This window comes from Sporosarcina trichiuri (genome assembly GCF_030406775.1).
Taxonomy (GTDB): domain Bacteria; phylum Bacillota; class Bacilli; order Bacillales_A; family Planococcaceae; genus Sporosarcina; species Sporosarcina trichiuri.
The window spans coordinates 2,793,626-2,820,157 of sequence record NZ_CP129119.1 but is presented as its reverse complement, the minus strand read 5'-3'; the positions used below and the strand labels follow the sequence as shown (position 1 = coordinate 2,820,157).

At 52.3% G+C, this 26,532-nt stretch carries 29 protein-coding genes; 6 read left to right on the top strand and 23 right to left on the bottom strand.

Annotated features, from left to right (window positions below):
- The 12 genes from sigB to acpS all read right to left on the bottom strand — a co-directional run bounded on the left by sigB (position 1) and on the right by acpS (position 7,853).
- Positions 1 to 786 carry an RNA polymerase sigma factor SigB gene (gene sigB, locus QWT68_RS14215; RefSeq protein ID WP_040285625.1) on the bottom strand — a complete coding sequence of 262 codons (786 nt, stop codon included), beginning with the start codon at positions 784 to 786 and terminating at the stop codon, positions 1 to 3.
- Positions 761 to 1,237 (bottom strand): anti-sigma B factor RsbW, encoded by a 477-nt coding sequence (gene rsbW / locus QWT68_RS14210; RefSeq protein WP_040285624.1) that lies wholly within the window; start codon positions 1,235 to 1,237, stop codon positions 761 to 763. Before rsbW ends, sigB begins: the two co-directional genes overlap by 26 nt.
- A complete protein-coding gene (locus QWT68_RS14205; RefSeq protein ID WP_040285623.1) occupies positions 1,224 to 1,562 on the bottom strand; it encodes an STAS domain-containing protein in 339 nt (112 codons plus the stop codon). Before QWT68_RS14205 ends, rsbW begins: the two co-directional genes overlap by 14 nt.
- 83 nt (positions 1,563 to 1,645) lie before the next feature.
- Complete coding sequence (locus tag QWT68_RS14200; RefSeq protein ID WP_040285622.1) at positions 1,646 to 2,647, bottom strand: PP2C family protein-serine/threonine phosphatase; 1,002 nt, start codon at positions 2,645 to 2,647, stop codon at positions 1,646 to 1,648.
- A 12-nt stretch (positions 2,648 to 2,659) separates the two neighbouring features.
- Positions 2,660 to 3,061, bottom strand: coding sequence for an anti-sigma regulatory factor (locus QWT68_RS14195; RefSeq protein ID WP_040285621.1), 402 nt, complete (start codon positions 3,059 to 3,061; stop codon positions 2,660 to 2,662).
- A gap of 2 nt (positions 3,062 to 3,063) precedes the next feature.
- Positions 3,064 to 3,426 (bottom strand): STAS domain-containing protein, encoded by a 363-nt coding sequence (locus QWT68_RS14190; protein ID WP_040285620.1) that lies wholly within the window; start codon positions 3,424 to 3,426, stop codon positions 3,064 to 3,066.
- A 2-nt stretch (positions 3,427 to 3,428) separates the two neighbouring features.
- A complete protein-coding gene (locus tag QWT68_RS14185) occupies positions 3,429 to 4,256 on the bottom strand; it encodes an RsbT co-antagonist protein RsbRA (protein ID WP_040285619.1) in 828 nt (275 codons plus the stop codon).
- Positions 4,257 to 4,398: 142 nt separating this feature from the next.
- Positions 4,399 to 4,749: a type II toxin-antitoxin system PemK/MazF family toxin gene (locus QWT68_RS14180; RefSeq protein ID WP_040285618.1), complete on the bottom strand. Its 351-nt coding sequence runs from the start codon at positions 4,747 to 4,749 to the stop codon at positions 4,399 to 4,401.
- Positions 4,750 to 4,753: 4 nt separating this feature from the next.
- Positions 4,754 to 5,032 carry a transcriptional regulator gene (locus tag QWT68_RS14175; protein WP_276327484.1) on the bottom strand — a complete coding sequence of 93 codons (279 nt, stop codon included), beginning with the start codon at positions 5,030 to 5,032 and terminating at the stop codon, positions 4,754 to 4,756.
- A 157-nt stretch (positions 5,033 to 5,189) separates the two neighbouring features.
- Positions 5,190 to 6,314 carry an alanine racemase gene (gene alr, locus QWT68_RS14170; RefSeq protein WP_290148704.1) on the bottom strand — a complete coding sequence of 375 codons (1,125 nt, stop codon included), beginning with the start codon at positions 6,312 to 6,314 and terminating at the stop codon, positions 5,190 to 5,192.
- 87 nt (positions 6,315 to 6,401) lie between these two features.
- Positions 6,402 to 7,373, bottom strand: a complete 972-nt coding sequence (locus tag QWT68_RS14165; RefSeq protein WP_338066424.1) for a LolA family protein — start codon at positions 7,371 to 7,373, stop codon at positions 6,402 to 6,404.
- A 111-nt stretch (positions 7,374 to 7,484) separates the two neighbouring features.
- Positions 7,485 to 7,853 (bottom strand): holo-ACP synthase, encoded by a 369-nt coding sequence (gene acpS, locus QWT68_RS14160; RefSeq protein WP_040285614.1) that lies wholly within the window; start codon positions 7,851 to 7,853, stop codon positions 7,485 to 7,487.
- 65 nt (positions 7,854 to 7,918) lie between these two features.
- Here acpS and QWT68_RS14155 point away from each other — a divergent pair, with 65 nt between their 5' ends.
- Entirely contained in the window at positions 7,919 to 8,545 is a 627-nt protein-coding gene (locus QWT68_RS14155; protein WP_040285613.1) for a rhomboid family intramembrane serine protease, read from the top strand.
- A gap of 322 nt (positions 8,546 to 8,867) precedes the next feature.
- Positions 8,868 to 10,142, top strand: a complete 1,275-nt coding sequence (locus QWT68_RS14150) for an IS110 family RNA-guided transposase (RefSeq protein ID WP_290148032.1) — start codon at positions 8,868 to 8,870, stop codon at positions 10,140 to 10,142.
- Between the two features lie 411 nt (positions 10,143 to 10,553).
- Here the strand turns inward: QWT68_RS14150 and QWT68_RS14145 are convergent, their stop codons facing one another.
- The 6 genes from QWT68_RS14145 to QWT68_RS14120 all read right to left on the bottom strand — a co-directional run bounded on the left by QWT68_RS14145 (position 10,554) and on the right by QWT68_RS14120 (position 17,681).
- A complete protein-coding gene (locus tag QWT68_RS14145) occupies positions 10,554 to 12,071 on the bottom strand; it encodes a PH domain-containing protein (protein ID WP_040285612.1) in 1,518 nt (505 codons plus the stop codon).
- Positions 12,064 to 12,543: a PH domain-containing protein gene (locus tag QWT68_RS14140; protein WP_040285611.1), complete on the bottom strand. Its 480-nt coding sequence runs from the start codon at positions 12,541 to 12,543 to the stop codon at positions 12,064 to 12,066. Before QWT68_RS14140 ends, QWT68_RS14145 begins: the two co-directional genes overlap by 8 nt.
- Positions 12,544 to 12,664: 121 nt before the next feature.
- Positions 12,665 to 14,170, bottom strand: coding sequence for a degradosome RNA helicase CshA (cshA, locus tag QWT68_RS14135; protein ID WP_040285610.1), 1,506 nt, complete (start codon positions 14,168 to 14,170; stop codon positions 12,665 to 12,667).
- A gap of 338 nt (positions 14,171 to 14,508) precedes the next feature.
- Entirely contained in the window at positions 14,509 to 15,219 is a 711-nt protein-coding gene (locus QWT68_RS14130) for an alpha/beta hydrolase (RefSeq protein ID WP_040285609.1), read from the bottom strand.
- Positions 15,220 to 15,222: 3 nt separating this feature from the next.
- Entirely contained in the window at positions 15,223 to 16,602 is a 1,380-nt protein-coding gene (locus QWT68_RS14125) for a UDP-N-acetylmuramoyl-tripeptide--D-alanyl-D-alanine ligase (protein ID WP_290148703.1), read from the bottom strand.
- Between the two features lie 11 nt (positions 16,603 to 16,613).
- Entirely contained in the window at positions 16,614 to 17,681 is a 1,068-nt protein-coding gene (locus QWT68_RS14120; RefSeq protein WP_040285607.1) for a D-alanine--D-alanine ligase, read from the bottom strand.
- Positions 17,682 to 17,896: 215 nt separating this feature from the next.
- Between QWT68_RS14120 and QWT68_RS14115 the strand changes: the two genes are divergently transcribed.
- Both QWT68_RS14115 and QWT68_RS14110 read left to right on the top strand, forming a co-directional pair.
- Positions 17,897 to 19,078: an FtsW/RodA/SpoVE family cell cycle protein gene (locus QWT68_RS14115; RefSeq protein ID WP_290148702.1), complete on the top strand. Its 1,182-nt coding sequence runs from the start codon at positions 17,897 to 17,899 to the stop codon at positions 19,076 to 19,078.
- Between the two features lie 133 nt (positions 19,079 to 19,211).
- Complete coding sequence (locus QWT68_RS14110; RefSeq protein WP_040285605.1) at positions 19,212 to 20,390, top strand: FtsW/RodA/SpoVE family cell cycle protein; 1,179 nt, start codon at positions 19,212 to 19,214, stop codon at positions 20,388 to 20,390.
- 54 nt (positions 20,391 to 20,444) lie between these two features.
- Here the strand turns inward: QWT68_RS14110 and QWT68_RS14105 are convergent, their stop codons facing one another.
- Positions 20,445 to 20,585, bottom strand: coding sequence for an Lmo0850 family protein (locus QWT68_RS14105; protein WP_179860737.1), 141 nt, complete (start codon positions 20,583 to 20,585; stop codon positions 20,445 to 20,447).
- A 264-nt stretch (positions 20,586 to 20,849) separates the two neighbouring features.
- Between QWT68_RS14105 and cls the strand changes: the two genes are divergently transcribed.
- Complete coding sequence (gene cls, locus QWT68_RS14100; RefSeq protein ID WP_040285604.1) at positions 20,850 to 22,301, top strand: cardiolipin synthase; 1,452 nt, start codon at positions 20,850 to 20,852, stop codon at positions 22,299 to 22,301.
- 92 nt (positions 22,302 to 22,393) lie between these two features.
- Here cls and QWT68_RS14095 read toward each other — a convergent pair whose 3' ends face one another.
- Positions 22,394 to 23,272, bottom strand: coding sequence for a D-alanyl-D-alanine carboxypeptidase family protein (locus QWT68_RS14095; RefSeq protein ID WP_290148701.1), 879 nt, complete (start codon positions 23,270 to 23,272; stop codon positions 22,394 to 22,396).
- Between the two features lie 182 nt (positions 23,273 to 23,454).
- Here QWT68_RS14095 and QWT68_RS14090 point away from each other — a divergent pair, with 182 nt between their 5' ends.
- Positions 23,455 to 24,609: a 3-phenylpropionate MFS transporter gene (locus tag QWT68_RS14090; RefSeq protein ID WP_040285602.1), complete on the top strand. Its 1,155-nt coding sequence runs from the start codon at positions 23,455 to 23,457 to the stop codon at positions 24,607 to 24,609.
- Positions 24,610 to 24,661: 52 nt separating this feature from the next.
- On the opposite strand, the gene QWT68_RS14085 is transcribed toward QWT68_RS14090, so the two are convergent.
- The 3 genes from QWT68_RS14085 to QWT68_RS14075 all read right to left on the bottom strand — a co-directional run bounded on the left by QWT68_RS14085 (position 24,662) and on the right by QWT68_RS14075 (position 26,475).
- Complete coding sequence (locus QWT68_RS14085; RefSeq protein ID WP_040285601.1) at positions 24,662 to 24,907, bottom strand: hypothetical protein; 246 nt, start codon at positions 24,905 to 24,907, stop codon at positions 24,662 to 24,664.
- Positions 24,908 to 24,983: 76 nt separating this feature from the next.
- Complete coding sequence (gene yidC, locus QWT68_RS14080; RefSeq protein ID WP_052461676.1) at positions 24,984 to 25,838, bottom strand: membrane protein insertase YidC; 855 nt, start codon at positions 25,836 to 25,838, stop codon at positions 24,984 to 24,986.
- Positions 25,839 to 26,100: 262 nt separating this feature from the next.
- Complete coding sequence (locus tag QWT68_RS14075; protein WP_040285600.1) at positions 26,101 to 26,475, bottom strand: hypothetical protein; 375 nt, start codon at positions 26,473 to 26,475, stop codon at positions 26,101 to 26,103.
- Positions 26,476 to 26,532 lie beyond the last annotated feature (57 nt).

Genomic DNA, 26,532 nt, shown 5'->3' with positions numbered 1-26,532 from the left:
TTACGAAGCTCCGCCAGCCGCAAGTATCGCTTCCTGAAGCTTTTTAATCGCTTTTCGCTGAAGTCTCGATACGTGCATCTGTGATATCCCAAGCAGTTCCCCAGTCTCTTTTTGGCTCAGCTGTTCAATATATGTATATTGGATAATCTGTCTTTCCCTATCCGATAATACATCCAGGGCATTTGCGACAAGGAGCCGCTGGTCCGTTTTCTCATAGCCCTCATCAGTCGAGCCGATAATATCAAACAGCGTAACGGTGCCACCCTCGGAATCAGCCTCCAGCGTGTGATCCATGGAAAGTGCCTGGTAGCTGCGTCCCATTTCCATCGCTTCCAGTACGGATTCTTCATCCACTTCGAGGTAATCGGCAATTTCGCTCACCAATGGAGAGCGCTGCAGTTCAGTTGTCAGCGTTTCGACAGTAGCCTTTATGCGCGGGCCGAGTTCTTTGATGCGGCGCGGCACGTGAACCGCCCACGTCTTGTCCCGGAGGAATCGTTTAATTTCCCCGATGATGGTAGGGACAGCAAACGCTTCGAAACTGCGTCCAAAGTCAGGGTCATATCTGCGGATGGCACCCAGCAGTCCAAGCATCCCCACTTGCGCGATGTCTTCGTGATACGATTTCCCTTTGGAATATTTGCGTGCAATCGACTGGACAAGCCGTTCGTAGTGCAGAACCAGCTGTGTCTGCGCTTCTTCGTCTTCCGTTTCCTGGTAACGGCGTATCCACTCAAGCACTTGCTCCTGCACAAGCGGATCACGAGTAGGCTGTTTGTTTGACATCCAATTCGCCCCGCTCTCTGCCAAGATATTTGGTCATGAAAACAGTGACTCCTTTTTCATGATGGACTTTCACCTCATCCATCAGCGTTTCCATCAGATAGAGCCCAAGTCCTCCTTCGCGCAGCAGTTGGACATCGGACTCGGTTTCCGTATAAGGTCCTACCTGTTTTTTCGTTTCTTCGAAGTCGAAACTCTGTCCATGATCAGCCACCATGATCTCCAGCTTGTCCTCATATAATGCACAGCCGACTACAATTTCACCTTCTTCGTCCTCAACATACGCATGCCGGACAGCGTTCGTGATCGCTTCACTGGAGGCAATCTTCAGATCCTCGATATCGTCATATGTAAACCCCAATCGGCTTGCCAATCCTGAAATTGTCAGTCGTGCTACGCCCACATACTCGGCTTTCGCAGGAACCTTAATTTCGATGTAGTCAAACGGTGCCATTTACGTCCCCACTTTCCATTTCAATCTCTACGATGTCATCGAGTCCCGTGATTTCGAATAGGCGTTTCAAACGTTTGTTCAAGCCGGTGATTTTGACAGAGCCATCCAGCGCCTTCACTTTTTTATAAAATGCAACGAATACGCCAAGTCCTGTGCTGTCCATATAGTCGACTTCCGAAAAATCGAGCACCGCCTGGCATTCCGGCTGGTCAGCCACCTGGTCTAGCCGTTCTTTCAGAATAGGCGCTGTAAAGGCATCTATTTCTCCGACAATCTTAAAAACATGCACACAGTCTTTTTCCTGTACATCGACTTGTAAATTCATTTATCTGCACCCCATACTTTCTGTTCTAAATTGAATTAGACCTCTAAAGTGGTTTATACCCGCTGGGCACGCCGTTAAACATCCTATTCCTTTTTAAACAGAACTAAAGTGAAATCGTCATGAAGCATATAATTCTGCATCTTGAAGAGCTCTGTATACATGTAATCGACGATCTGCTGCGCCGGCTGCTCTCTGACGCTTCTCAGCATATCGAAAATGACATCCTCGCTGATGAACCCTTCGGCATTCCGCCCTTCTGTCACCCCATCGGTCAGCATGACGATGAAATCGCCAGGCTGCAGCTCGACAGACTTCTGTTCGAATTCGACCTCTTTCCGGATACCGAGAAGCAGTCCTTTCGAGTCGAGTTCCATGAAGCGGTCTTCCGATGCACGGTACAGCAGTGCAGGCTCATGCCCCGCAGAGCCATAGGTGAATCTGTTATGAGCGCCGTCGTATTTGGCATAGAACATGGAGATGAACATCGAATCGTCCATACTCTTTTCAACGATCTGATTGATGACCTGCAGAACATGGTGCGGTTCTGTCGCTTTCTCACGCAGACTGTCCATGCCGAACTTGATCATCGACATGCATAAGGCAGCAGGCAATCCTTTCCCCATCACATCCGCAACCGCCACACACGCTTCGCCGTTCTCCTGCTCGATGAAATAGACATAGTCGCCGCTCATCTTTTTCGCCGGCTTGCTCACGACACCAATATCCAATCCGCAGACTTTCGGGACCGATGTCTCAAGGAGCATATCCTGTACTTTGACTGCCACATCCATCTCGATCTGCATCGCTTCCTGTTTACGAACGAGGCTCTGGTGTTCCATGAGCGCAAGGCCGTAATGGATCATTACCTCGATCAGGAAATCATAGGACGGTCCGATACGTGCAGCGAGATCCGGGAAAATCTCCTCTACGGAAGTCTTATGGAGACTGATGACCTCTTCGGGCGAAATTTTGTATTCGATGAATTTCCGGCTCACTTGCTGCGCTGCATACAGATCGGTTTCATCCTCATTGGCGATGTATTTCTTCAACAGTTCATCATACTGTTTTCCAACGTCTCGAACCATTTGTCAATCTCCTTATCGCAGCCACTTCGTAGCGGTGATCGTTGTTCCCTTCCCGACTTCTGATTCCACTTTAAAGTCGTCCATCAAACGTTTGACGCCCGGCATTCCCGCACCGAGGCCTCCGGATGTGGAGAATCCGTCTTCCATCACTTTGCGCATGTCCGGGATCCCCGGTCCCTCGTCCGAGGCGATGATCGTGATGCCTTTCATGCCGTCTGTCGAAAGCCGCTCGATTTCAATCTTGCCTTTTCCGGCATACAAATAGATGTTACGCGCCAACTCACTGATTGCAGTCGTGATACGCGCTTGGTCCACTGTTCCGAATCCGGAGTTTTTCGCTTCATTTCGGCCGAGCTGTCGTGCAGCAACAATATCCCATTCCGTGAAAATCTCTACAGAAGACCGGTTGTCCATAGTCAGGCCTCCAATTCTTTACGCAGCTTCGTAAGTCCGTTTTCAAGATCGAGGGCTGTCATCACGTTTTCAAGACGGATGCCGAGCTCAATGAGCGTAATGGCTACAGCCGGCTGGATTCCGGTGATGACGACTTTCGCACCCATGAGGCTTGACATACTGATTACGTCGCCGAGTACTTTTGCTATGAATGAATCGATGAAATCGATCGACGTCAGGTCGATGACCACACCTCTTGCGGTTGTTTCGTGCATCTTGTTCAGCAGGTCCTCCTGGAACTGGATTGCTGTCTGATCATCCAGTTCCCATTGAATCGATACGATCAACACTTCATCTAGTTTCAAAATTGGTATCCGGACATTCATAATTACTCAACCTCCACAATTTCTCGGTTTGTCAGACTCAGCGCTTCCGCCATCCCTCTGCGCAGTGTGCTGGTTGTTGTAAAATCACTCAAATTGATGCCCAGTGCGACGATAGTCTGGGCAATCTCCGGGCGTATACCGACGAGCATGCATTTGGCGCCGACAAGACGCACCGCATCAGCGGCCTGGATGATGTGATGGGCGACCATCGTATCGACGACCGGAACACCTGTAATATCCAGCAGCACGACTTCCGCCCGCTGTTCGACAACCCCTTCCAGCAGGTTTTCCATGATCAGCTTCGCCCGTTCCGTATCGATCGTGCCGACGAGGGGCATGATCGATACTTTTTCCACAACAGGAATCAGAGAAGCAGACAGCTCCTGAAGAGCGACTTTCTGTAATGTGTCGGTCTGTTCCCACTTAATGGCATATGCTTCGATGATGCTCTCCCGCAGCGGGTTGATCCAGCTGGTGAAGACGCCCATGAAGATACGGAGGTTCTGCTCAGTGATCACTTCTTCGTCTTCAAGCAGATTGAATACGACTGAAGCAAAATTATCGATTGCTTTGTTCACGAATTTGATGGACCATCCGAACCGGACGACCTTCTCCGTGAAATCGTCCAGCCGTTCGTTGTTCTGCACGGACTGGTCCTCATTTATGTTGGAAGTCATAAGTGTCGTGAACTCACGGCTTGTCTTTTCGACAAGATGCTGGGGCATGAAATGGAAGAAACGCTCCCCCTTCTCTTCCTTCATCATCTCTATCCATTTATCTATGATCGTGTCCATGTGCTCGTTCACGACGGACCTCATTTTGCTGTTCATAATCTGCCTTGTCCTCCCTCTCATACTGCTGCGTTCACTGTTTACTCTTTAGTATAACGGATAAACGGTCCAGAGGCATCTTTTCTGTACAAAAAAATCCATCCCGTTAAAGAGACGGAATGAATTTCTTTGTTATGTATGCCTAGATATTGGTCAAGCCGAAGCTCACCTCGAGTGCCGCATCCACCTTTTGCATGACATGCTGGTCCAGGTGTGTGATCTTATCGGTCAGTCTCGACTTGTCGAGTGTGCGGACTTGCTCGAGCAGGATAACGGAATCCCGCTCGAATCCATGACGCTCCGCATCAATCTCCACATGAGTCGGCAGTTTGGCTTTTTGTATTTGGGCTGTGATCGCCGCAACGATCACAGTCGGGCTGAACCGGTTCCCGATATCGTTCTGGATGACGAGGACCGGCCGTGTGCCGCCCTGTTCAGAACCGACAACAGGCGACAAATCCGCAAAAAAGACATCTCCGCGTTTAATTGCCAACTTTTCATCCTCCGCTTACGATTCGTTCCACCGTATGCTGAGCTTCGAATTCCGCATGCAGACATTCAGCTGCGATGCCGAGATTGATTTGCGACATTTCCACGTATCCGCGCATCATCTCTTCCCTGATTGTCGTCAGCTCACAATCAGTCCTCACACGCTTCGCCGAGTAATATCCGAAATCTCCCTGCTGCTCCTGATGGACGATCGTCTGTTCATTTTGTTTCAGCATATTGTTGGGGATTTCAATAAGCAGTTCTCTATTGTTCTGGTTACCATTCAACTCAAGCACCTCCGACAAAGACCCGTTCCTCATTTCTATACAAGTTCATCTTACCATTGGAGTTCGACAATGAAAAGACAAAACAGGAAATATAGCGACAAGGTATGAGATTCGGTACGGAAATTTGTCGAAAGTGCGAGAGTGTTAGAGTGCCGGCTTATCCCCTGATATACTGTCTTTGTACACGTCCGCCGATCGTCACAGCGATTTCATAGGGTATTGTCCCAAGACGATCGGCCCATTCTTCCATCTTTATTTCTTCGCCTTGCTGGGTGCCGATCAGGACGACTGGTTCCCCTTCCGGAATTTCCATCGGCAGGGTGATCATACATTGGTCCATGCAGATTGCTCCTGCTATAGGAATCCGGATTCCGCGGACAAGCACTTGCTGCTCCCGGAGATTCCGCTTCAGGCCGTCTGCATATCCGATCGGAAGCGTGGCAATCCATTCTCCTTCATGTGCGGCGTACGTGCTGCCGTAGCTGATCGTTTCGCCTTCTTCAGCCCGTTTGACGTAAGCAGCTTCCGTTTCGAGACGCAGCGCACGTTTCAGCGGAAACGGGAGCCGCCTTGCGATGACGTCACTCGGTGGAATTCCATACATCCCGATGCCGAACCGCACAGCGTCCAGGGCGTATTCCGGAAAACGGAATGCTGCGGCACTGTTTGCCGCGTGCACGCATGCTGGTCTCTCGGGGAATACCGAGAGAACATCCAGGAAACGGCTGAACTGCTGTTTCGTTTTGGAGGGGTCCTCTTCATCTGCGCGCGCAAAGTGTGTGAATGCACCGTCCACTTGGATTGAAGGAGCGGACGCCAGGAGTTCAGCAAGTTCCTCTGCCTCCCGTTCGTCCCTGATCCCTATTCTGCCCATTCCTGTGTCAAATTTTACATGGACATGCAATGTTTCTCTGGAACCTTTCAGAAATGCCGCCGTTTCTTTCGCCCAGGAAATTCCAGGGACAGTCAGGACGATGCGGCGGCGGATCGCTTCAGGGACAAATGAAACAGGAGCCGGTCCCATGACCAGGATCGGTTCTTCTATGCCGTCTTCCCGCAGTACAAGCGCCTCGTCCGGTGTGGCGACGGATACCATGGATGCCCCTGCCCGAAGCGCCGCTCTGGCACATTCGGAGGCGCCGTGTCCGTAGCCATCCGCCTTGACGACGGCTATTATGGCGGTGCGGCAGGGAAGTGCGGTCTTGAGATTCTTTACGTTGGACTCTATTGCCGCCAGGTCTATGATTGCCCGTGTCGGCCGGTACTCTGCACGCTGCCTCATAACGATCACCCTTTCAGAATCGGTATGATTATTATCATCCTGAAAGGGCGATGCGTCAATTCAGAGGATATGTGCGGTCACGCTGTCTTATTTGACGACGTTCGGCTGCATCGAAGACGCCACTTGGATGAGCTCCCCTTCGCTGAGGGATTCCGATGCTGCGTAGAATGAGATGCCGTCCTGTTCCCAGCGGATTGTCTGACCGGACAGCGCCGCGACCGTGAATCCGAGATCGACCGGATCACCTTCAACCGAGACAGGCAGTTGATTATCCATCGCCACTGCCGGTTCCTGGACGATGACGAACTCTTTACCGCCGCCGCCATAAGATAGGAATAGGCGTGATCCCGAATCAGCCTCGACCGTTTCTTCGCTCAACAGTGTGACACCTTCGAACTGGGCAGTCGGGTAGTACGTTTCCAGCTCAGCTTTCTTATCGTCGCCTTTCGGTTTCTCGTCTTTTTTCTCGTGATCCATGTTTTCCATTTCCACTGCATAATCCTTCGCATCGCGTTTTACACCAAGTGTAATCTTCTTGAATGTCACCCGGATTTTCTCCTCTTTGTTTTCATCGAGAAGCGTAACATGCGTCGGCAGCAGTGTCTTCTTATCAATATGGATCTGCTGTGTCGGCAATACCGCTTTCTGGTTGTTGCGGGTCGCCGTTTCAAAGACATACGTTTTGTCTTTTTCGGTCATCGTCGACTTCTTGTCGGCTTTGATGTCATCCGAGAGTGTGCTGATCAGGTAAGCCTGACTGTTCTGTGCCGGCCAGTCACTTTGGAATTTGTACGTTTTTCCGAGGGAAGGCGTCACGACGAAGACCCCTTCTTCGTTCCGGACGATCAGCTGCGATTCATCTTTCCCCTGTTGTGAAACATCCACCTTGTAGAAGTCCGGTTTCGTGTGCCAAACATTCACATCGTACGTCCGCGGCTCTTCCCCGGTCTTGATTTCCATGGTGGCCTGCAGGTCATACCCACTGGAATCATTCCACTTTCCGCTCAATTTTTTGACGACGTCTTCCTTGGACGGCGCCCCGCACGCTGTAAGCAACAAAAGAACTGCACCCAACAACACCGCAACTAGTCTGCTCCGCATTCAGTTCATCCTCTCCTATTTCAATCGGGTAGGTCATCTTATGAGGAGGGACAGTCGTTTATGCGGAGCTTATCCGATGTGTGCGGTATTTTGCAAAATAACTTGCGCGGCGGCGACCGTACGTGTGTGTGTGATGGAGACGAGGATTCCAGCCGAGTCCCCTTTGAACTTGAGAACAGGCGCACCCGTTCGTGCAGGCAGCACGGAAATATCCTGGAAGCTGCATTCCGGACCGATCCCGGTGCCCAGCGCTTTCGCAAATGCTTCCTTTGCGGAAAACCGCCCGGCGAGGAACTCGATTTTTCTTTTCTCGGAGAGCGTTTCATAGAGTGCCAGTTCCGCAGACGTCAAGATCCTTTCCCGGAATTTTGCTGATTTCCGGTCGAGCGTTTCAATTCTATCGAGTTCCGCAATATCCAATCCGATTCCTGTGATCATTGAATCACCTTCTTTCCATATAGCGCTGAATAATTGTATACTGATACAAAGATCGGGGGAGAGCAATGTTTATCCGTACTGAGAGTTTTTCACAATATATCCGGCAGTATCCAGTTGTGACAGCACTGCTTGCCAGTAATATTCTCATCTATCTTCTGACCATGATTCCCGGGATCGGGGACAGGATCTTCCTGTTCGGCGTCGGGGCCAATTACCTTGTTGAACAAGGGGAATATTGGCGTCTGGTCACACCGATGTTTTTGCACGGCGGCTTCATGCACCTGCTGTTCAACATGTTTTCATTGTTCATCTTCGGGCCGGAACTGGAGAAGGTGTCCGGGAAGGCCCGGTTTCTCACCGTCTATTTCCTGTCCGGGATTTTCGGCTGCATCGCGACGTTCTTCGTGTATGGCCCCGAGTTTACGCATGTAGGGGCGAGCGGTGCAATCTTCGGTATCTTCGGCGCGTTCGGCGCACTTGTCTATCATACGAAACATCTGCTGCCGCAGCTCCGCCAGATCATCCTGCCGATTATCGGCCTTGGTGTCGTGATGACGTTCGTCGGCCCGAATATCAATGCCGCCGCTCACATCGCCGGTCTCATCGTAGGATTTCTGATCGGGCTCAGCATTTTCCATCCGAAGCGAATCGTCAGCTGGCGCAAGCCGAAAGTGAAAATTGTCCGCAAGTAAAGGAAGACTGTCAATCTGCCGGCTGTCCCGGCAGATTGGCAGTCTTTTTGTATGCCGGCGGATGCGGCGTGACGGGTTAATGAGCGGATTGCGCCGGTTTATGAGCGGTTTCCAGGTTTTATGATCACTTTTCGAAGTTTATGATCATTTTCAGCGTTTTATGAGCGGAATCCTGGATTTATGATCACTTTTCGTAGTTTATGAGCATTCCTGTTTTGAACTTTTAAAGGGCTTGCACGCAAAAAAGCCCTCCTGGTATGATTCGGGGGTGTCATGTTCCTAGACGAAATGACCCCTAACTAAATACCAAGGAGGACTCGAAATGAATGATACCCAAAATCACAAAATCATGCAAGTGACAGAACAAACCTTGATAGTTGGTATCGATGTCGCCAAGGAGAAGCACTACGCCTGTATGGTCAACGATCGAGGCATTGTGCTGAAAAAGCCTTTTCCGGTCTTTCAGTCCAGGCAAGGATTCGATTTTCTTCAGGCAGAGATCCAGAACGCGATGAAGGAATTCGGCAAGACCGATGTGCTGGTAGGTGCCGAGCCGACAGGCCACTATGGCCTGAATTTGCGGCAATTCCTGCACGAACAGCACATCCCCTTCGTGGCTGTTCAGACACTTCATGTAAAGCGTTCTAAGGAGCTGGACGATAACATCCAGACCAAGAATGACAAGAAAGATGCCATCGTCATCGCTAAGCTTGTGAAGGATGGTCGGTATAGCTACCCGCGCCACCTGAAGGATCATGAAGCAGATATTAGGGTGGGCTCCACGCTGCGCAATAGCTTGGTCAAAGAACGGACTGCCCTGCAAAATAAGCTGATTCGCTGGACGGATGTCTACTTTCCAGAGTTCCGCAAGGTTTTCGGCTCGTTTGGCAAGATGGCATTGGCCGTCCTGACCTACACGCCTTTCCCTGCAGATTTCGAGGGGAAGTCCTTGGATGACTTGCGTAGTCTCTATCGCCAATCCGACGGATTGCGTTCTGTCCAGATGGCCAAGGTGAAGAAACTGATCCCTCTGTTGTCGCACACCATCGGCGCGTCTGAAGGCCAGCGGATTGCCCGCTTGGAGATTCAGTCGCTTGTCAGTCGGTTCCGTCAGGTAGAGCGGGAGCTGGCAGAGTTGGAAGACGCTTTGATGGCGATTATCCGGCCAACCGATGAGTATGAAATTTTAAACTCTGTGCCTGGAATTTCCGACTCGACTATTATCGATCTATTGTCTGAAGTCGGCAGCTTTACCCACTATAAGCATCCACGCCAATTGGAGAAATTAGCGGGATTAATGCTTCGGGAAAGCTCTTCGGGGAAACATACGGGCCAGAAGCGTCTCTCCAAGCGCGGCAGACGGCGTCTTCGTTCTGTTTTGTATCGAGTTACCTTGCCATTGGTTCAGCACAACCCAGCATTTCGTCAGCTTCATCTGTATTACACGACACGCCTTGAAAATCCTTTAAAGAAGAAAGAGTCAATGGTGGTTCTCTGCCGGAAATTACTCCATGTTCTCTTCGGTATGTGTAAACACCGCAGGGCATTTGATCCGCAACGTATGATACAGGATATCCCTGCCCTGGCCCAAGGCTGACCGACGTACCTTCTAATGTAAGACCTACAACAGGATGACACGGAGAAGCAGGCAAGAAATTCCGATTGGACCTCAGAGTCCCCTTATGAGCATAGCCAGCCTCCGCCTTATTACTAGATCCGACGAAGGAATGTTAGCGCCTAGACGCCAAGAGCCATGGGAGGGTACATCAGTATAAGGAACGCGGAGATCCAGAGTGCATCGCATACCAGTCCCGCCAGGGATGGAAATTACCTCCACCCTTGGCAGCGTAGCGTATGCTTGGCCTTCAATATTTTCACTTTTATTATAGGAACTGGTCATGAATCGAAGAGAAAAATTTTTTTGTCTCTCATTTACCACCGTGAACCCCTGGTATATCAATGTTTCAAGAGGGAGCGGAAATCCGTTTTTATGATCACTTCCCGCGGTTCAAGATCGCCATGCCGGATCCAGCGGCCGGCCGGCGGGATCTCCGGATTCCCCGGTGCCCGGTTCCGGGTCGTACCACTCCAGCATCCGCTCCGCTTCAATATGCTCCATCTGCCTGATGCCGACACGGTGGACGCCCATTCCTGATTTTACGTTTAAATGGATGGTAGCGACGTCTTTCCGTTTTTGAAAGATGGTCTGCCGCACTTCGGCCGATTGGATTCTCCTGCGCATCGTATAGGAAGTATCCAGTCCGAAACTGCGTGACCGGATAGTCGCCTGATTGCCTGTGATCCGCCAGGCGGCCGACCGGTGCTGCCACAGACCGAATGCCATGACAATCGGAAAAATAAGGAGCGACCAGAGTCCATATGGGTAGAAAAACCAGCTGATCAGCGCAGCGATCGGCACCATCCAGAAAAAGTCGATCCGATAGTAGAACTTGCGGCCCCGCTTCGGCAGCTTCTGCACGGGGTCTCTCAGATCGAGTTCCGGGAAGATCTCCTGAAGCGGCCCATACACTTCTTTCTTCTTCACCAGAGGGAACAGCTGGATCCGTGAGCCGTCTCCGGCCGCCCCGGCGCTGTGCACGACAACCCGGGCGTAGCCGAACAACTGACGGAGCGGGTTCTCCTGCAGACTGACACTCTGGATGCGGCTCAGCGGAATGGTCGTGCGTTTCTTCTCGATCAACCCCCGTGTGATGATGAGTTCATCCTCGACTACTCTAGCCTTGAAGCCGTAGTAGGAGAAGAACGTCATCGCGATCGACAGGACCCACGCACCGAGCAGAGCTGCCAAGACAAGCAGTCCGATCAGCAGGACGCCGAACTTCAACAGGCCGGCCAGCTCTGCACTTACTTTGTCGATCGGCAGGAATTCACCGAACTGCGAGAGGAAGAGGGCAGCGCCCGAAAAGATGACGCCGATTCCGCTGGAGGTTGTCGCCAGGATGATAAGCTGTTTCGGCGTCATCGCGAATATCTGTTCCCCTTCTTCTTCGGCGGTCTCCCGGTCCTCTGACAATTCCGTCTCTCCATCTTCCACCTGTTTTCGTTTGCCAGCCGCAATCCTCTGTTTGATACGGTCGGCGTCTTCCCGGGTGACAGCTGTCAATTCGGCTTCCGACTCGCCGCTGCCTGACGCGGCTGTTTCGACTTCCACTTTCACCAGACCGAAAGGCCGGTGAAAGATGCCTTCCGTGTAATTCAGGCTCTGGATCCGTTCGAATGGGATATACCGCTTCTTCTTGACGAACAGTCCCGACTCGATGCGCAGTTCCCCGTCTTCGAACCAATAGGAGAACCGGAGCCATTTGATAAGGCCGCTCAGAATGAGGAATAGTGCAAGCCCTCCCCCGAACAGCAGGGACCAGTTGTCGAGGAACCAATTTCCCGTGTCGTTATTCCGGCTGCCGGTGAACAGGACGACCAGCAGCGGGAGAATCGCATCCTTCACAGCTTTCAGTGTCTCCACGAGCACTGTCACCCAGTGCAGTTTGTAATGCCGTTCAGACATCGTCTTCCGCCACCTTTGCAAGCGCTGAAATGCGGTTCCGCAATTCATCCGCTTCCCCGGCCTCCAGCATCGGGATCGAGTGCACGGTCGCCGCAGTGGAGATCGAAATCGCTGATAAAACGTAGCGCTTTAAAATCGGACCTTGTGCAGTGTCGACATGCTGGACACGCACCATCGGGATCAGCGTCCGCTTGACGATGAATATGCCGTGCTGCAGTTCGATCTCCGTCTCACGGACTTCATATCGCCATCTGGACCATCGGAGACGCGGAAACAGATTGATGAACAGGATGCCGAAAATGATCACGGCTGCCGAAGCGGCAACGTACACCCACCAGTGCCAATCGAATATGTATGCCAGGACTCCTGCACCGGCAGCCGGCAGCAGCGCGAGAAGCGTCTGCAGGATACCGTACAGGCGCCAGACCGTCAGTCCTTTTCTGGATAATTTGTTTGCTGGCTGCTTTCTCAAATTACTCCCTCCTTCTATAGTCTTACATACGCACAAGCCGTCGGAATGTTTCAAAATGGCAAAAGAAAAACCCGGGAGATATCCGTTAAGATGTCTCCCGGGTCCGTTGCGTCATTGAATTTTATCGATCCGAACGGCCGCGATCCCGGCTGCCGCTTTCACGGCGTCCGCCATCACGACGTCCGCCATCACGGCCGCCGCTGCTGCGTCGGTTGCCGCCATATCCGCGGCCTCCGCCGAATGAACGGTTGCCGCCGCTGCGGTTGCCCTTGTAACCGCCGCGTCCGCCGCCAGAAGATCGGCGTGAAGGCAATGGACGTTCTTCCGTAATCGTAACCGGTGTTGCATCCGGCTCTTTTGTCAGGTTTTTCAATGCAGCCGCTACAAGGTCGGTTGCATCATATTTGCTCAGCAGGTCCGTCGCGAATTGAGTGTAATCGTTCAATTCGTTCTTCTGGACTGCTTCTTCGAGTGTGTCGACAGCCAGTTTCTGCTGACCCATCAGTGCTTCATCCGATGTCGGCGGCTGAAGCGGCTTCATGCGTTTCTTCGTTGTTTCCTCGACGATGCGCAAGTAGCCCATTTCACGCGGTGTCACGAACGTGATCGCCATCCCGCTCTTCCCTGCACGGCCTGTACGGCCGATACGGTGTACGTAGCTTTCAGGATCTTGCGGGATATCGAAGTTGTAAACGTGCGTTACGCCGGAAATATCAAGTCCGCGGGCTGCAACGTCTGTTGCAACCAGCACGTCGATCTTGTTCTCCTTGAACTGGCGCAATACGGACATCCGTTTCGCCTGTGTCAAGTCACCGTGGATGCCTTCCGCAAGGTATCCGCGGATGTTGAGCGCGTGAGCCAGTTCGTCTACCCGGCGCTTCGTGCGGCCGAATACGATGGCAAGTTCCGGCTGGTGGACGTTCAGCAGACGGGACAGGATGTCGAACTTCTCCCGCTCGTGTGCTTTGACGAAGAACTGCTCGATGTTCTCGACAGTCATTTCCTTCGACTTGATCTTTACGATTTCAGGATCTTTCATGAACGTTTCCGCGATTTTGCGGATCGGTCCCGGCATGGTTGCCGAGAACAGGAGTGTCTGGCGCTCATCCGGAACGTTCGAAAGGATTGCGTTGATATCTTCGATGAAGCCCATGTTGAGCATTTCATCCGCCTCGTCCAATACGAGCGTCTGCACGCCGTCAAGCTTCAGCGTCTTCCGGTTGATGTGGTCGAGTATACGGCCCGGTGTTCCGACAACGATCTGCGGATTGTTGCGGAGCGCGCGGATCTGGCGTGAAATCTCCTGACCTCCGAAAACGGAAAGGATGCGTGCGCGTTTCCCATAGCCGATTTTGTAGATCTCTTCGGATACCTGGATGGCAAGTTCACGGGTCGGTGCAATGACAAGCGCCTGTACAGCCGGATTGCTCGTATCGATCTTTTCGATGATCGGAATACCGAATGCGGCTGTCTTACCTGTACCTGTTTGGGCCTGGCCGATGACGTCCTTGCCTTCCATACCGAATGTGACTGTGCCTTCCTGGATCGGAGTGGCCTCTTCGAAGCCCATCCTCTTTAGTGAGTCTTGTGTTGATTTACTGATATTCAGTTCTGAAAAATTCGTCAAACTTCTCAATCTCCTTTTGTTTTCCATTTGACAATTGGTTACATTTGCAAATGAAAGCGCGGCAAATCGGAGCCTTATGCTTTGGGTATGTTTCCGAACGTATACAAATCCAACGCGGAAGACTGGTTGCATCTTCTCATGGTTCAGATGGAATGGATGAAAGGAAAGCCCGGTCTTTGCCGAGCGGTTCGCTTAATGATGCCGTGACGGCATATCGTCAAACCGTTTTATTCAAAAAAAAGCACTCTTCACAAGAGGAAGAGTTCTGCGTAAATGTATCCAATGCTTCAGTTAGTATACCACAGGAACCTTACTGCCGCAACCGAAACACTTCAGGATCATCCGTCAGGCGCAAACGGATCGGACTTCAGGAAGTTCAGCACTTTTCCGGACCACGCTTCATAATCTTCACTGTAGCAAATATGGTGTTTCCCTGTTTCCGAATAGATCAGATGTTTTTCTTCGGAGCCGATTGCCTCATAGAGCAATTCCGCGCTCGACGAAGGGACAATTCCGTCTTCCTTCCCCTGCACGATGCAGACGGGCGCCGTGACGGAGCTGTAATAAGGGGCAACTTGACGGACGATACGGGTGAATTGGAAAGCGGCCCGCACAGGTGTATGGCGCAGCTTATACTGGTACAGGTGATAAAACGTATTCGGCGGAAACCGGCGCAGCACCGGCTGGGCCAGTATGACAGCAGCGTCCTCCATCAGCAGCCGGGGGGCGATATACTTGGCAGCCGCGCTCAGCAGTACAAGCCGGGCGATCGGATAGCGGAGCGCCAGATAGAGCGCAATAAGCCCGCCCATCGAAAAGCCGATGACGGCAATGCGGTCGGTCTGTTTGGCGAGTTTCCTATATTCGATTTCAGCTTCCATGAGCCAGGCCTCGGCTGTGACGTCCGCCAGACGGCCGCCGATCTCGTGGCCGGGCAGCACCGGCACACTGACGATCCAGTCCGTCTTTTCCCGGAGAAGGCGGAGCAGCGGGCGGACCTCAAAAGATCCGCCGGTGAAACCATGCAGTACGATAACCCCCGTCTTCACAGGTCACGCCTCCATTTCAAGCACGCCTTCCAGCACGTGTTCCAGCGCCATCCCCCTTGAGCCTTTCAGCAGGATGACGGTGTCCTCGTCAGCTGACTCGGCCAGCGTCCGGATGATCGGCTCATAGTCATCCTCCGACCAGACCAGCTGCGCGTCCGTTCCGTTTTCGAGCAGCTTTTCATACAGCCATCGCATTCTGGGTCCATACAGGGCAATTCCTTTCAAGGACAGTGTGCCCAGCTGATCCGCGACTGATTCATGGAATTGCCGTTCGTTCTCCCCGAGTTCCAGCATATCGCCGAGAACGGCCCATTTGTCTTTCCGGAGAGAGGTGCTGCCGATGAATGACAAGGCGGCACGAAGCGAAGTCGGCGCTGCATTATAGGCGTCATTGATGAACAATGCACCGCTCTTTGCATGGACCGGCTGCATGCGCATCGGCGTCAGTTCAGCATGCAGCAGTGCCTCCCGGCTCTCCTCAGCCGTCATGCCGAGCCGGTCTGCCGCGAGGAGCGCCGCGAGTGAATTTTTCACTTGGTGCTCGCCGTATACCGGGATTACGAAATTCCCTTCCAGCATGCCCGCCGCGGTGAATCCGCTCCCGTCAGGGGTCACGCGGATATCGGATGCACGAAGATCACATGATGCGCCGTATCCGAACGAGCAGGCATTGAGTTCAGGGTGATGGCCGACAAGCTCCTCAAGAAGCGGTTCGTCGCCATCATAGTAGAACGCGCCCTCTTCCGCGAGACCGTCGATGATCTCGAATTTCGCATCCGCAATACCTTCCCGGCTGCCGAGGTCCTGCAAGTGCGCTTCGCCGATATTCGTGATGATCGCAATGTCCGGTTCCGCCAGTTTCGACAGGAATGAAATCTCGCCGAATCCGCTCATGCCCATTTCCAGGACTGCGATGTCCGTCTCTTCTTCAAGTGACAAAATCGTCAGCGGCAGACCGAGTTCATTGTTGAAATTGCCCTCGGTCTTCTGCACGCTGAACTTTGCGCCCAGGACACTCGCGAGCAGATCTTTCGTGGAGGTTTTGCCGTTCGATCCGGTGACGCCAATCACTTTGCACGTCAGTTCGGCGCGGTAGGCGCGGGCGAGCTGCTGCAGCGCCAGTTCTGCATCGTCGACAAAGATGAGCGGCACGTCTTCCGGCGGGTTCGGTTCGTCCGTCAGCCAGAGTGAGGCTGCTGCCCCTTTACCAAATGCACCGCGGACGTATGTATGGCCGTTTGCATGCTCTCCGCGGAACGGGATGAACAGATTTCCTGGTTTCACTGCCCGTGAATCGATAGCCGCTCCTGTTACAAGGGTTTCATCAAGCAGCTGACCGGATGCACCAAGCCAGTCTGCCAGTTCTGTAAGTTTCCGTTTCATGTTTTCCCCACTCAATCCATTGTGTATTGTATTTGCTGCTTTTCCGCATGCCGTGCAATGGCCAGTTCGATCAGTCTGTCGATCAGTTCAGGATAGCTGACACCTGTATGCTGCCAAAGCAGCGGGAACATGCTCGTTGGCGTGAAGCCCGGCATCGTGTTCACTTCGTTGATGAGCACCTCGTCCGTTTCCGTGACAAAGAAATCGGCGCGCACCAATCCTGAGCAGTCGAGCACTTTGAACGCACGGATTGCCATCTGTTTCATCAGGTCTGCGGTCTCTTCCGTCACCTCTGCAGGAATGGCAAGCTCCGTACTGCTGTCCTGGTATTTCGCTTCGTAATCATAGAACGCCGCAAGAGGTTTGATCTCCCCCGGGACGCTGCAGGCCGGCTCATCATTGCCGAGAACACCCATTTCGACTTCGCGGGCCGTCACGCCCTGCTCGATGATGATTTTGCGGTCGAACTTGAAAGCGAATGTGATGGCTTTCGCGAGGCCCTCGCGTGAGTCCGCTTTGCTGATGCCGACACTCGATCCGAGGTTTGCAGGTTTTACGAATACCGGGTATTCCAGTGTCTGTTCCGCCGCGTCGAGCAGACGGGCTTCGTTGTTCTCCCACGCAGAGCGGATGAAATGCACGTACGGCACCTGGGCGAGCCCCGCCTGGGCGAACAGCTGCTTCATGATGACTTTGTCCATGCCTGCCGAGGATGCAAGAACGCCATTTCCCGCATACGGTATGTTCATCACTTCGAACAGCCCCTGTACGGTGCCGTCTTCTCCATTTGTACCGTGAAGCAGCGGAAGGATGACGTCGGGTTTGCGCTTCAGCTGCAGGAACCTGGCGATGCTGTCCGGTTCACTGCCCCCGCTGCCCGGAAGCCGCAGCTCATCGACCGTCTGTGCAGGTGCTGCCAGGGGCTCCCCTGTCCGCCATTCGCCTTCGGGCGTTATGTAGATGGGGGTCACTTCATACGTATCGAAATCCACTGCGTTCGTTACGGCGCGGGCGGTCGACAGTGACACCTCATGCTCCGCTGACTTTCCCCCGTACACCAATCCAAGCTTTTTTTTCATACTGATCCCTCTCGATCCGTTAGTTTTCGTCTCACTAGTTTACCATGAACGGGGGCCGATGCTAGAGAAAACCTTTCATCCGGCTGTCAGATTCATTCTATGCATGCGGCCGGAAAGAAACCTCTGTTTCCGGTTATGCGTCTATTGAATCACATGAAAAAACAGCTGATGTGCGCTATACTGGAGCAATCATTTCATAAGGAAGGAGTTTCGCTTTGAAACTTTCAAACAAGTGGACGGATCGCTTCGACTGGACACTTGCCTTTTATCTGGTCTTATTTTTCATTGTGAGTTTAACAGCCATCGCTTCCGCACAAATATCAGGCCCCCACAACACCAACTTCGCATTGCTGCAGGTCCGGTGGTATGTGCTCGGTGCGTTCATCGTCTTCATGATGATCCAGCTGGAACCCCAGGCATACAAAAAGCTCGCTTGGCCGCTGTACGGCTTCGGGATCTTCCTGCTGCTGTTCCTGATGTTCGCGCCAGGCGGTGAAGGGCAGATTGCCGAAACCCGTCTTGGGGCCAAGCGCTGGCTGCATCTGCCGGTGATCGGCACCATCCAGCCATCCGAGTTCATCAAGACGTTCTTCATCCTCGGACTGGCCCGGATGGTCAGCCTGCATAATGAGAACAATTTGGAGAGGACCTTGAAAACCGATACGCTGCTGTTGGCGAAAGCCGGCGTGATGCTCATTGTCCCGCTCGCTTTCATCATGAAGCAGCCGGATCTCGGGACGTCGCTGGTCTTCATCGCCATCACTGCTGCCGTTATCATCACATCAGGGATTTCCTGGAAGCTATTGGCGCCGATCATGGCGGTCGGTGCATCTGCTGGTGCGACGCTGCTGTGGATGGCTGTCTATGCCCAGGACTCCCTCGTCAGACTCGGCTTCGATCCGTATCAGTTCAAGCGGGTGTATTCGTGGCTCGATCCGTACTCGTATCCCGGAGAGGAAGGTTATAACCTGATCCAGGCGATGACCGCTATCGGATCCGGGGAGTTCACAGGGAAAGGATTCCGGGAGAGCGTCGTGTACATACCCGAAAATCATACGGATTTCATCATCAGTGTGATCGGTGAGGAATGGGGCTTCGTTGGGACAAGCCTGCTCATCACCTTATTTTTCGTGTTCATCTACCATTTGACGAAGATCGCGCTAACATTGAAGGACCCATTCAGCGTATATATCACTGCAGGCGTCATCGCCATGATCGGCTTCCATGTACTTGAAAATATCGGCATGAATATCCAGCTGCTGCCGATCACAGGGATCCCGCTGCCGTTCGTGAGTTACGGAGGCAGTTCGCTGTTCAGCAACATGTTCGCCATCGGGCTTGTATTCAGCATGCGGTTCCATCAGCAGGATTTCCATTTCGAAGCCGAGGAAGCGTAAAAACAGGACAAATTTCATCTACATCGGAGGTCCTTCTATGCTCTATAATGATTATAGTCCTGAACATCTGTCTGCCCCACCCGATCGGGGTTTTTGCTGGCATCCTTAAGAAACGACATAGGTGGAAACTATTATGAAAATCGAACAAAAAGCGGCGGACCGGTTTGACTGGCCGCTCGCTTTCCTCCTGCTCCTGTTCGGGGCGATCAGCCTGGTGGCGATCTCCTCCGCACAGACAACAGGGCAATATGGCACGAACTTCATCCCCTCACAGATCCAGTGGTACGTGATCGGCTCCATCATCATTGCGGTGACGATGTACTTTGAGCCGGAACAGTATAAGAAAGCTGCCTGGCTCATATACGGCGGCGGCCTGTTCCTTCTTTTCGTCCTGTTCATCCTGCCGGAGAGCCTGGACCTGGTCGCCCGGAAAAATGGTGCAAAGAGCTGGTTCCATCTGCCGGGTATCGGCAGTCTGCAGCCCGCCGAATTCATGAAAACGTTCTTCATCATCGGACTGGCGCGCGTCATTACAAAGCACCATGAGAAGTTCACGGAAAAGACACTGCAGACGGACTTCATGCTGCTGATGAAAATCGGTATTGTCCTGTTCGTACCGCTCGTCCTCATCCTGCTGCAGCCGGACCTTGGGACGGCGCTCGTTTTTCTGGCCATCACGGCAGCGCTTGCCGTCGTTTCCGGTATTACCTGGAAGATCCTGCTTCCAATATTCATCGGGAGTGCATCGATCGGCGGTACGATGCTGCTCATGGCGATGTATGCACAGGATTTCCTGACGTCGCTCGGCTTCAAGCCGTATCAGTTCCAGCGGATCTATTCCTGGCTCGACCCTTATTCGTATTCGTCGAACGAAGGGCTGCACCTGATCACCTCGCTGAATGCCATCGGTTCCGGTGAATTGTTCGGGAAAGGGTTCAAGGCACGAGAAGTGTATGTGCCGGAAAGCCATACGGACTTCATCTTCAGTGTGATCGGTGAGGAGTGGGGATTCTTTGGCGCAAGCGTTGTCATCTGCCTGTATTTCTTCCTGATTTACCATTTGACGAAAATCGCACTCGAGCTGAAAGATCCGTTCAGCACGTATATCGCTTCCGGCATCATTGCGATGATCACCTTCCACGTCTTCGAAAACATCGGCATGACAATCCAGCTGCTGCCGATCACAGGCATCCCGCTGCCGTTCATCAGCTATGGCGGGAGCTCGCTGATGGGCAATATGCTCGCGATCGGTCTGATATTCAGTATGAAATTCCATCATCGGACGTATTTGTTCAGCTCCGATGAGGACTGACCAGGACAACGAAAAATGCGCTCCGGAGAATGATTCCCCGGAGCGCATTTTCGTTCATGGTTGGATTTGCGGGTCTTGCTGGGCAGGCGGTGTCAATGCCTTCAGCATGTCGAGACGAGATTTTGTCATTGTAGCGGAAACACCTAACTTCGCCAAGTTTGTGATGATCTTCTTCAAGTCCATTTCTTTCGCCATCTGGGTCCACCTCAACCTTTCTATAGTGCAGGACGCACAAATTGAATGTAAGGTTCTAATTTGTTCGGTATTGGATCGCTTATATTCGATATCTATATCATACCACGATTGTCAAGTTTTTAACCTTTCATTTTCATTACAGTAGGTTTTAGTTCTTGTTGGGTCCGCACACGGCCGAACAGCTGTCTCGCCTGTAATCGGAGACAATCCGCTCCATTCATGTATACTATAGGAATAACGCAAAGTTGAGAAAGGGGGCATAACATGACTGAAATTATCGGCATTCTCACAGTGGCCATCCTGACGCTGAACGTGGTGCTGGCCGGGATCCTCATATTTCTGGAACGGCGGGATGCGGCCGCGACCTGGGCCTGGCTGCTTGTCCTGTTCTTCATTCCTCTGTTCGGATTCATCATCTATTTGCTTCTCGGCAGGCAGCTGCGGAAAAAGCATTTGTTCAGATGGTCGGGGCGCGACCGGATCGGTATTGAAACACTCATCGATTACCAGATGGAAGCCATCGAAGACGAAACGTTCGAATTCCAGCTTGATGATACCGCACATTATCACGATATGATCTATCTCCATCTGAAAAACAACCATGCAGTATTGACACAGGACAATGACGTAGAAGTCTTCAATGACGGCAAAGCCAAATTCGAGTCCCTCCTGAAGGATCTGGAGAATGCAAAAGATCATATCCATTTCCAGTACTATATTCTGCGCCTCGACAAAATCGGTTCTCACATAATGGAAGTTCTTGTGAAAAAAGCGAAACAGGGCGTGAAGGTCCGTGTGCTGTTCGACGATATCGGTTCCCGTGGGCTGCATGTCAGGCATCTGAAGGAGCTGACGGATAATGGCGGGGAGGCAGCCGCCTTCTTCCCTGCACTCATGCCGCTGATCAATCCCCGGCTGAACTACCGGAATCACCGGAAGATTGTCGTGATCGACGGCCGGATTGCGTACGTCGGCGGCTTCAATGTCGGAGACGAGTATCTCGGCATGAGCAAGAAATTCGGCTATTGGCGGGATACGCATCTGCGCATCGAAGGGAGCGCCGTCCATCCGCTGCAGACCCGCTTCCTGCTCGACTGGAACCAGGCGCTGTCATCGAGTGAGGTCCAATACAATGATCGTTACTTCCCGGTGATCCCCCGCAAGGGATCCGTCGGTATGCAGATTGTTTCCAGCGGTCCCGACAACGAATGGGAGCAGATCAAGGACGGCTATTTGAAGATGATCTTCATCGCGAAGGAATATATCTATATCCAGACACCGTACTTCATACCGGATGTCAGCTTCCTCGATGCGCTGCGGATCGCCTGCCTGTCCGGCGTGGATGTGCGGATCATGATTCCGAACAAACCGGATCACATGTTCGTCTACTGGGCGACCTACTCCAATATCGGCACATTGCTGAAAGCGGGAGCCCGTGTCTATATCTATGAGAATGGCTTCATCCATTCCAAGCAGATCGTCGTGGACGATGAACTGTCGACGGTCGGTACAGCCAATATCGACGAGCGCAGTTTCCGCCTCAACTTTGAAATCAACGCCTTCTTGTATGACCGTGAGATATCAAGGGAACTCGCAGAGCTGTTCGAGCAGGATATCCAGTTATCGACGGAGCTGACGTACGATATGTATTTGAACCGCTCCCGCACCATCAAGGTCAAAGAATCCGTCTCCCGCTTGCTTTCACCAATTCTTTAGCACTGCAGGCATCCAAGTTCAGTGCGTTCCATTGTTTGACCAGCATACAAAAAACTGCACGGAAAGGCATTTACGCCTCGCCGTGCAGTTTTTCATTCCAGCCCTAAATATTCTTCCAGCGTGATGTTTTTCTTGAAGATCTCTTCCGCCATCTCTTTTCCTACATAGCGGAAATGCCAGGCTTCGTGCATATAGCCCGTGATGTCTTCCTTGTTTTTCGGATAGCGGAGAATGAAGCCGTACCGGTGCGCATTTGCAAGAAGCCATTTACCGGCTTCGGTTTCGCCGAACGACTCCGATGCCCAATGTTTTTCATGGTTCACTTCCCCGATATCGAACGCAAGGCCTGTCTGGTGCTCCGAATAGCCCGGCCGCGCGCTGTACCGGTCCGCAGCCTCCTGTCCGTCCCGGTCCGCATACCGGTTGTATAAGGTCACTTGGTAGTCATACGACCGGAATGTGCTGAATGCCGTCAAGTTGAAGCTGGACAGCTTGGCCTCAGCTGCCATCTCCTCGAAAGCCGCGCGTGCTGCTTTGTCCTCTCCAGGAGCAAAGTCTTCCGGCAGCGGATGCTTCTTATTGGCGACCAGAATCCCGTTTACATAGGTCGGCTCTTTCGGCAAGGTCTGTCCCTCCACATACCCGCCATCGAACGGCTCTTCAGGCTCCTCTGCATCATCGGCGTCTGCCGGTTCTGCCGGTGCCGTCTCCGTTACAGGCGGTTCTTGTTTTTCCGTTTGTGCCGGTTGTTCCGGCTGCTTTAGCGGCTTTTGCTGCTGCTCGGGGGCTTCCGTCAGTTCCGCCGATGACTCGGCAAGCCCCGCCTGTTCCATCGTTTTTGTGACATTCCAATCATTGACGCCAATCCATATGACGATACCTGCCAGGGCAGCTGCAATGACCGAGAGGATGGCAATCCGCCCTTTCGGCTGTTTTCTTCCCGGCCGCCGCTCATGCGTACTTCGCTTCATCGTTGCCTTGCCTTCTTTCTCTTCTGTGAAAACTTGTATTGGTCGTTCCGTATTGTTACAGGTTGATGACAAACAGTCCATTTCATAGTCTACCATCATTTTCGTCCAGCGACTACTGTCCTTTCCGGAAAGTATGCTATCATGGGATTTCAAATCTATTTCTCAGTGAAGGATGAACCCTCATGAACAATCAGCGCTGGCTGTCTGCAAGCTTTTTCGCATTTTTCTTTACATGGGGAATTTTCCTGCCTTACTGGACAGGCTGGCTGACGCTCGAAAAAGGTCTCTCGGTGTCAGGTGCCAGCGTGATCATGGGTGTCGGTATGGCGGCCCGCGCACTCACCACATTCCTCGTCTTTCCTGCGCTGACACGCCGTGCATCCCTCCGTACGATCACCCAGTGGCTCGCGGCCGTTTCACTCGTTTTCGCGGTGCTCTATATTCCGGAGTCACCAGTCTGGGTGCTTGCAGCTGTCACGATCCTGTTCAGCGCCATCTATCCGATGAGCCTGCCCGCCGCAGAAAGCGGGGCTACGCTGCTGATGCAGACCGAGCGTATCCATTACGGACGCAGCCGCTCGTTCGGCTCGATCGGCTATACAGCTGCATTGCTCCTTGTCGGCGCAGCGACGAGCGTCTGGGGCGAACAATCGATTCTCTACCTGATGATTGCCGGTCTTGCAGCCGCTCTCCTGTTTTACACGCGTCCGGCACCGGCTGCTTTGCGTACGGTACCGAAACGGACAGAGAATGATGGCGGGCACGCAAAGTTACGGACGCTTTTCAGGACAAAAGGATTCTTCACGATCACTGTCCTGGCCGTTCTTCTGCAGGGCGCCCATGCCGCCTATTACAGTTTCGGATTCATCTACCTGGATGATCTTGGGGTGTCCGGCATTTGGATCGGGGTCATCTTGAATGTGGCCGTCCTGTTCGAGATCGTTTTCTTTCGGGTATCTGACAGGCTTCTTGCAAATGTGAAGACGTCGACGATGTTCCTCATCGCGGGCATCGGTTCAACAGTCCGCTGGTTCCTGGTCTTCCTGTTTCCGATCACACCGGTTTTCGTCCTGTCCCAGACTCTCCATGCCATTTCGTTCGGTGTGGCCCATTATGCATTCGTCCATTACATATCGTCCCGGCTGCCGAAACAGCAGATCGCTCCCGCTCAAGGGATGTATGCCGCGTTCGCGATGAGTCTCAGTACAGCTGTCCTGACCGTACCAGCCGGCTATCTGTATGATTTTTCACCGGGGCTTGCCTTCTTAGGGATGGCTGTCTGTACGATACCCGCTGTCCTGATCGTCCTGGCGACACGGAACCGATTGCACTACTGAAAAACGGAACGGCCATGCTGCCTTCAGCATGGCCGTTCCGTTTGTTTGCCTGTCAAATCATCCTTAAAATAAGGACGACCGCTAACGCGACAGTAAAGAGGATGGACAGGCCCTGCATCCAGCGTGCTTCCCGCACGGCCCCCTGTCCCCGGAACTGTCTGGCCCGTGCACTGTTCGTAAGAGCGAACAAGGCGATCATCCCGATCAGCGCATTCGGGAAATCCAGCCTGATGATGAAAACAAGCGAAAACAGTCCTGCCGCTACAATGCCGATTCCATATAACCAACTGATGTTCATCGGATCACCCTTTCCTCCTGTGCTATGTATAAAAAGAAGCCGGAGCGAAAGGCCCCGGCTTGTGCACATCAGCAGATCATTTGCTCTTCTTCTTGCCCGTGTGCTTTTTCTCATCAGCCGGATCGACAATTTCAACATCCACCTGACCATCCGGTTCGACTTCCAGCTCAGCTGCCGTATGTTTGTAGTAGAACTTGCGGCCCAAATATGTCTGGAAAATCATGAACAGACCGCCGACTGCCCAGTACAGCGGAAGTGCTGCGGCGACACGGTAGGAGATGAACATGATCATGATCGGAGAAATGTAGACGAACAGTTTCATCTGCTGTTTCTGCTGCTCCGGCATTGTCCAGAGTGAGACACGTGCCTGGACGAAATAGACGGCTCCGGCAACCAGCATCATGATGATATCCGGCTTCCCAAGCTCAAACCAGAGGAACTGATGGCTTTTGATCGTCTCATCGGCATACAGGATGGCGAAGTAGAGGCCCATGATGATCGGCATCTGGATGATCAGCGGCAGACAGCCCATATTGAGCGGGTTGACATTATGCTTCGAATAAAGGCCCATCATTTCCTGCTGCAGCTTCATCTGCTGTTCTTTGTTGCCCGCTTTCTGCGCTTCCTTCATCTGTTTCTGGATGACTTCCATTTCAGGTTTCAGTGCATCCATCTTCACTTTCATTTCCTGCTGAGATTTATAGTTCTTCAACATGAGAGGCATCAGCAGCAGACGGATCGCCATAGTGATGACGATGATTGCGAGACCGTAGCTGCCATTGAAGGCTTCCCCTAAATTATGGAGCAGCCATTCCATCGGTTTGACGAATATCCCATAGAATGTCCCCCGCTGTTCCTGAACACTTGTACAGCCGCTCAGCAAAACAGCAGCTGTCGCCAACATTGTCACAAAGCCAATTCTTTTTTTCACAAAATCCACCTTCGCTATTTTCAAACTATCAGCATATCCGGCATATCCGTCGACCGACTGGACACTGACGGAAATTTCAGAACGTCTGACAAACTTTTGTCCCTTCAGAAAGTATACCTCAACCCGATTCACAATTACAATGAAACCCATCAGAAATAAACAGACACGACAAGAAGCCTGCACGCATCACTGTAATCAGCGTATGCTGCAGGCTCGTGCGTTATGAAATTGCGGCAGTCCGCAGGATTAGCACCCTGCCTTCTTAGGCTTTATCCGAATCCTTCTGAGCTTCGCCGGATTCAAGGTTGTCCGTTATGCTCTTATCGACCTTCTTATGATACAGTCCATCTTCTTTCGATTCCTTGCTCTTATCTTCCACTTCCTGATTATAATAATGTACGCTCGTCTGTGCGCCTTCTTCCACCATCTTATTATCCTGGAAGTCATAAGGATCCGACAGACCAGCTTTTGTATCATCGGAATACTCGGCTTTTTTCGACTGGACAAAAGAGTCCACTTTCGTCATCAGGTTGTTGACGGCCACTTGTGCCTTGTCCCGATTCTCTTTTTTACTGAAATACGCATAAGCGCCCGCTGCAAGTGTTGCAAGCAATATCCCATTACGTTTTTTAGCCATATGGATCAATCCTCCAAGTTTTTAATGACGTTATCGATATCATATATTCGGGTCGTA

Excerpts from the sequence above, each read along its gene's own strand:
- sigB (WP_040285625.1), bottom strand. The coding sequence starts at position 786 with ATGTCAAACAAACAGCCTACTCGTGATCCGCTTGTGCAGGAGCAAGTG.
- rsbW (WP_040285624.1), bottom strand. The coding sequence starts at position 1,237 with ATGGCACCGTTTGACTACATCGAAATTAAGGTTCCTGCGAAAGCCGAG.
- QWT68_RS14205 (WP_040285623.1), bottom strand. The coding sequence starts at position 1,562 with ATGAATTTACAAGTCGATGTACAGGAAAAAGACTGTGTGCATGTTTTT.
- QWT68_RS14200 (WP_040285622.1), bottom strand. The coding sequence starts at position 2,647 with ATGGTTCGAGACGTTGGAAAACAGTATGATGAACTGTTGAAGAAATAC.
- QWT68_RS14195 (WP_040285621.1), bottom strand. The coding sequence starts at position 3,061 with ATGGACAACCGGTCTTCTGTAGAGATTTTCACGGAATGGGATATTGTT.
- QWT68_RS14190 (WP_040285620.1), bottom strand. The coding sequence starts at position 3,426 with ATGAATGTCCGGATACCAATTTTGAAACTAGATGAAGTGTTGATCGTA.
- QWT68_RS14185 (WP_040285619.1), bottom strand. The coding sequence starts at position 4,256 with ATGAACAGCAAAATGAGGTCCGTCGTGAACGAGCACATGGACACGATC.
- alr (WP_290148704.1), bottom strand. The coding sequence starts at position 6,314 with ATGAGGCAGCGTGCAGAGTACCGGCCGACACGGGCAATCATAGACCTG.
- acpS (WP_040285614.1), bottom strand. The coding sequence starts at position 7,853 with ATGATCACAGGAATCGGATTGGATATTGCGGAACTCGATAGAATTGAA.
- QWT68_RS14155 (WP_040285613.1), top strand. The coding sequence starts at position 7,919 with ATGTTTATCCGTACTGAGAGTTTTTCACAATATATCCGGCAGTATCCA.
- QWT68_RS14150 (WP_290148032.1), top strand. The coding sequence starts at position 8,868 with ATGAATGATACCCAAAATCACAAAATCATGCAAGTGACAGAACAAACC.
- QWT68_RS14145 (WP_040285612.1), bottom strand. The coding sequence starts at position 12,071 with ATGTCTGAACGGCATTACAAACTGCACTGGGTGACAGTGCTCGTGGAG.
- QWT68_RS14125 (WP_290148703.1), bottom strand. The coding sequence starts at position 16,602 with ATGAAACGGAAACTTACAGAACTGGCAGACTGGCTTGGTGCATCCGGT.
- QWT68_RS14120 (WP_040285607.1), bottom strand. The coding sequence starts at position 17,681 with ATGAAAAAAAAGCTTGGATTGGTGTACGGGGGAAAGTCAGCGGAGCAT.
- QWT68_RS14110 (WP_040285605.1), top strand. The coding sequence starts at position 19,212 with ATGAAAATCGAACAAAAAGCGGCGGACCGGTTTGACTGGCCGCTCGCT.
- QWT68_RS14105 (WP_179860737.1), bottom strand. The coding sequence starts at position 20,585 with ATGGCGAAAGAAATGGACTTGAAGAAGATCATCACAAACTTGGCGAAG.
- cls (WP_040285604.1), top strand. The coding sequence starts at position 20,850 with ATGACTGAAATTATCGGCATTCTCACAGTGGCCATCCTGACGCTGAAC.
- QWT68_RS14095 (WP_290148701.1), bottom strand. The coding sequence starts at position 23,272 with ATGAAGCGAAGTACGCATGAGCGGCGGCCGGGAAGAAAACAGCCGAAA.
- QWT68_RS14090 (WP_040285602.1), top strand. The coding sequence starts at position 23,455 with ATGAACAATCAGCGCTGGCTGTCTGCAAGCTTTTTCGCATTTTTCTTT.
- QWT68_RS14085 (WP_040285601.1), bottom strand. The coding sequence starts at position 24,907 with ATGAACATCAGTTGGTTATATGGAATCGGCATTGTAGCGGCAGGACTG.
- QWT68_RS14075 (WP_040285600.1), bottom strand. The coding sequence starts at position 26,475 with ATGGCTAAAAAACGTAATGGGATATTGCTTGCAACACTTGCAGCGGGC.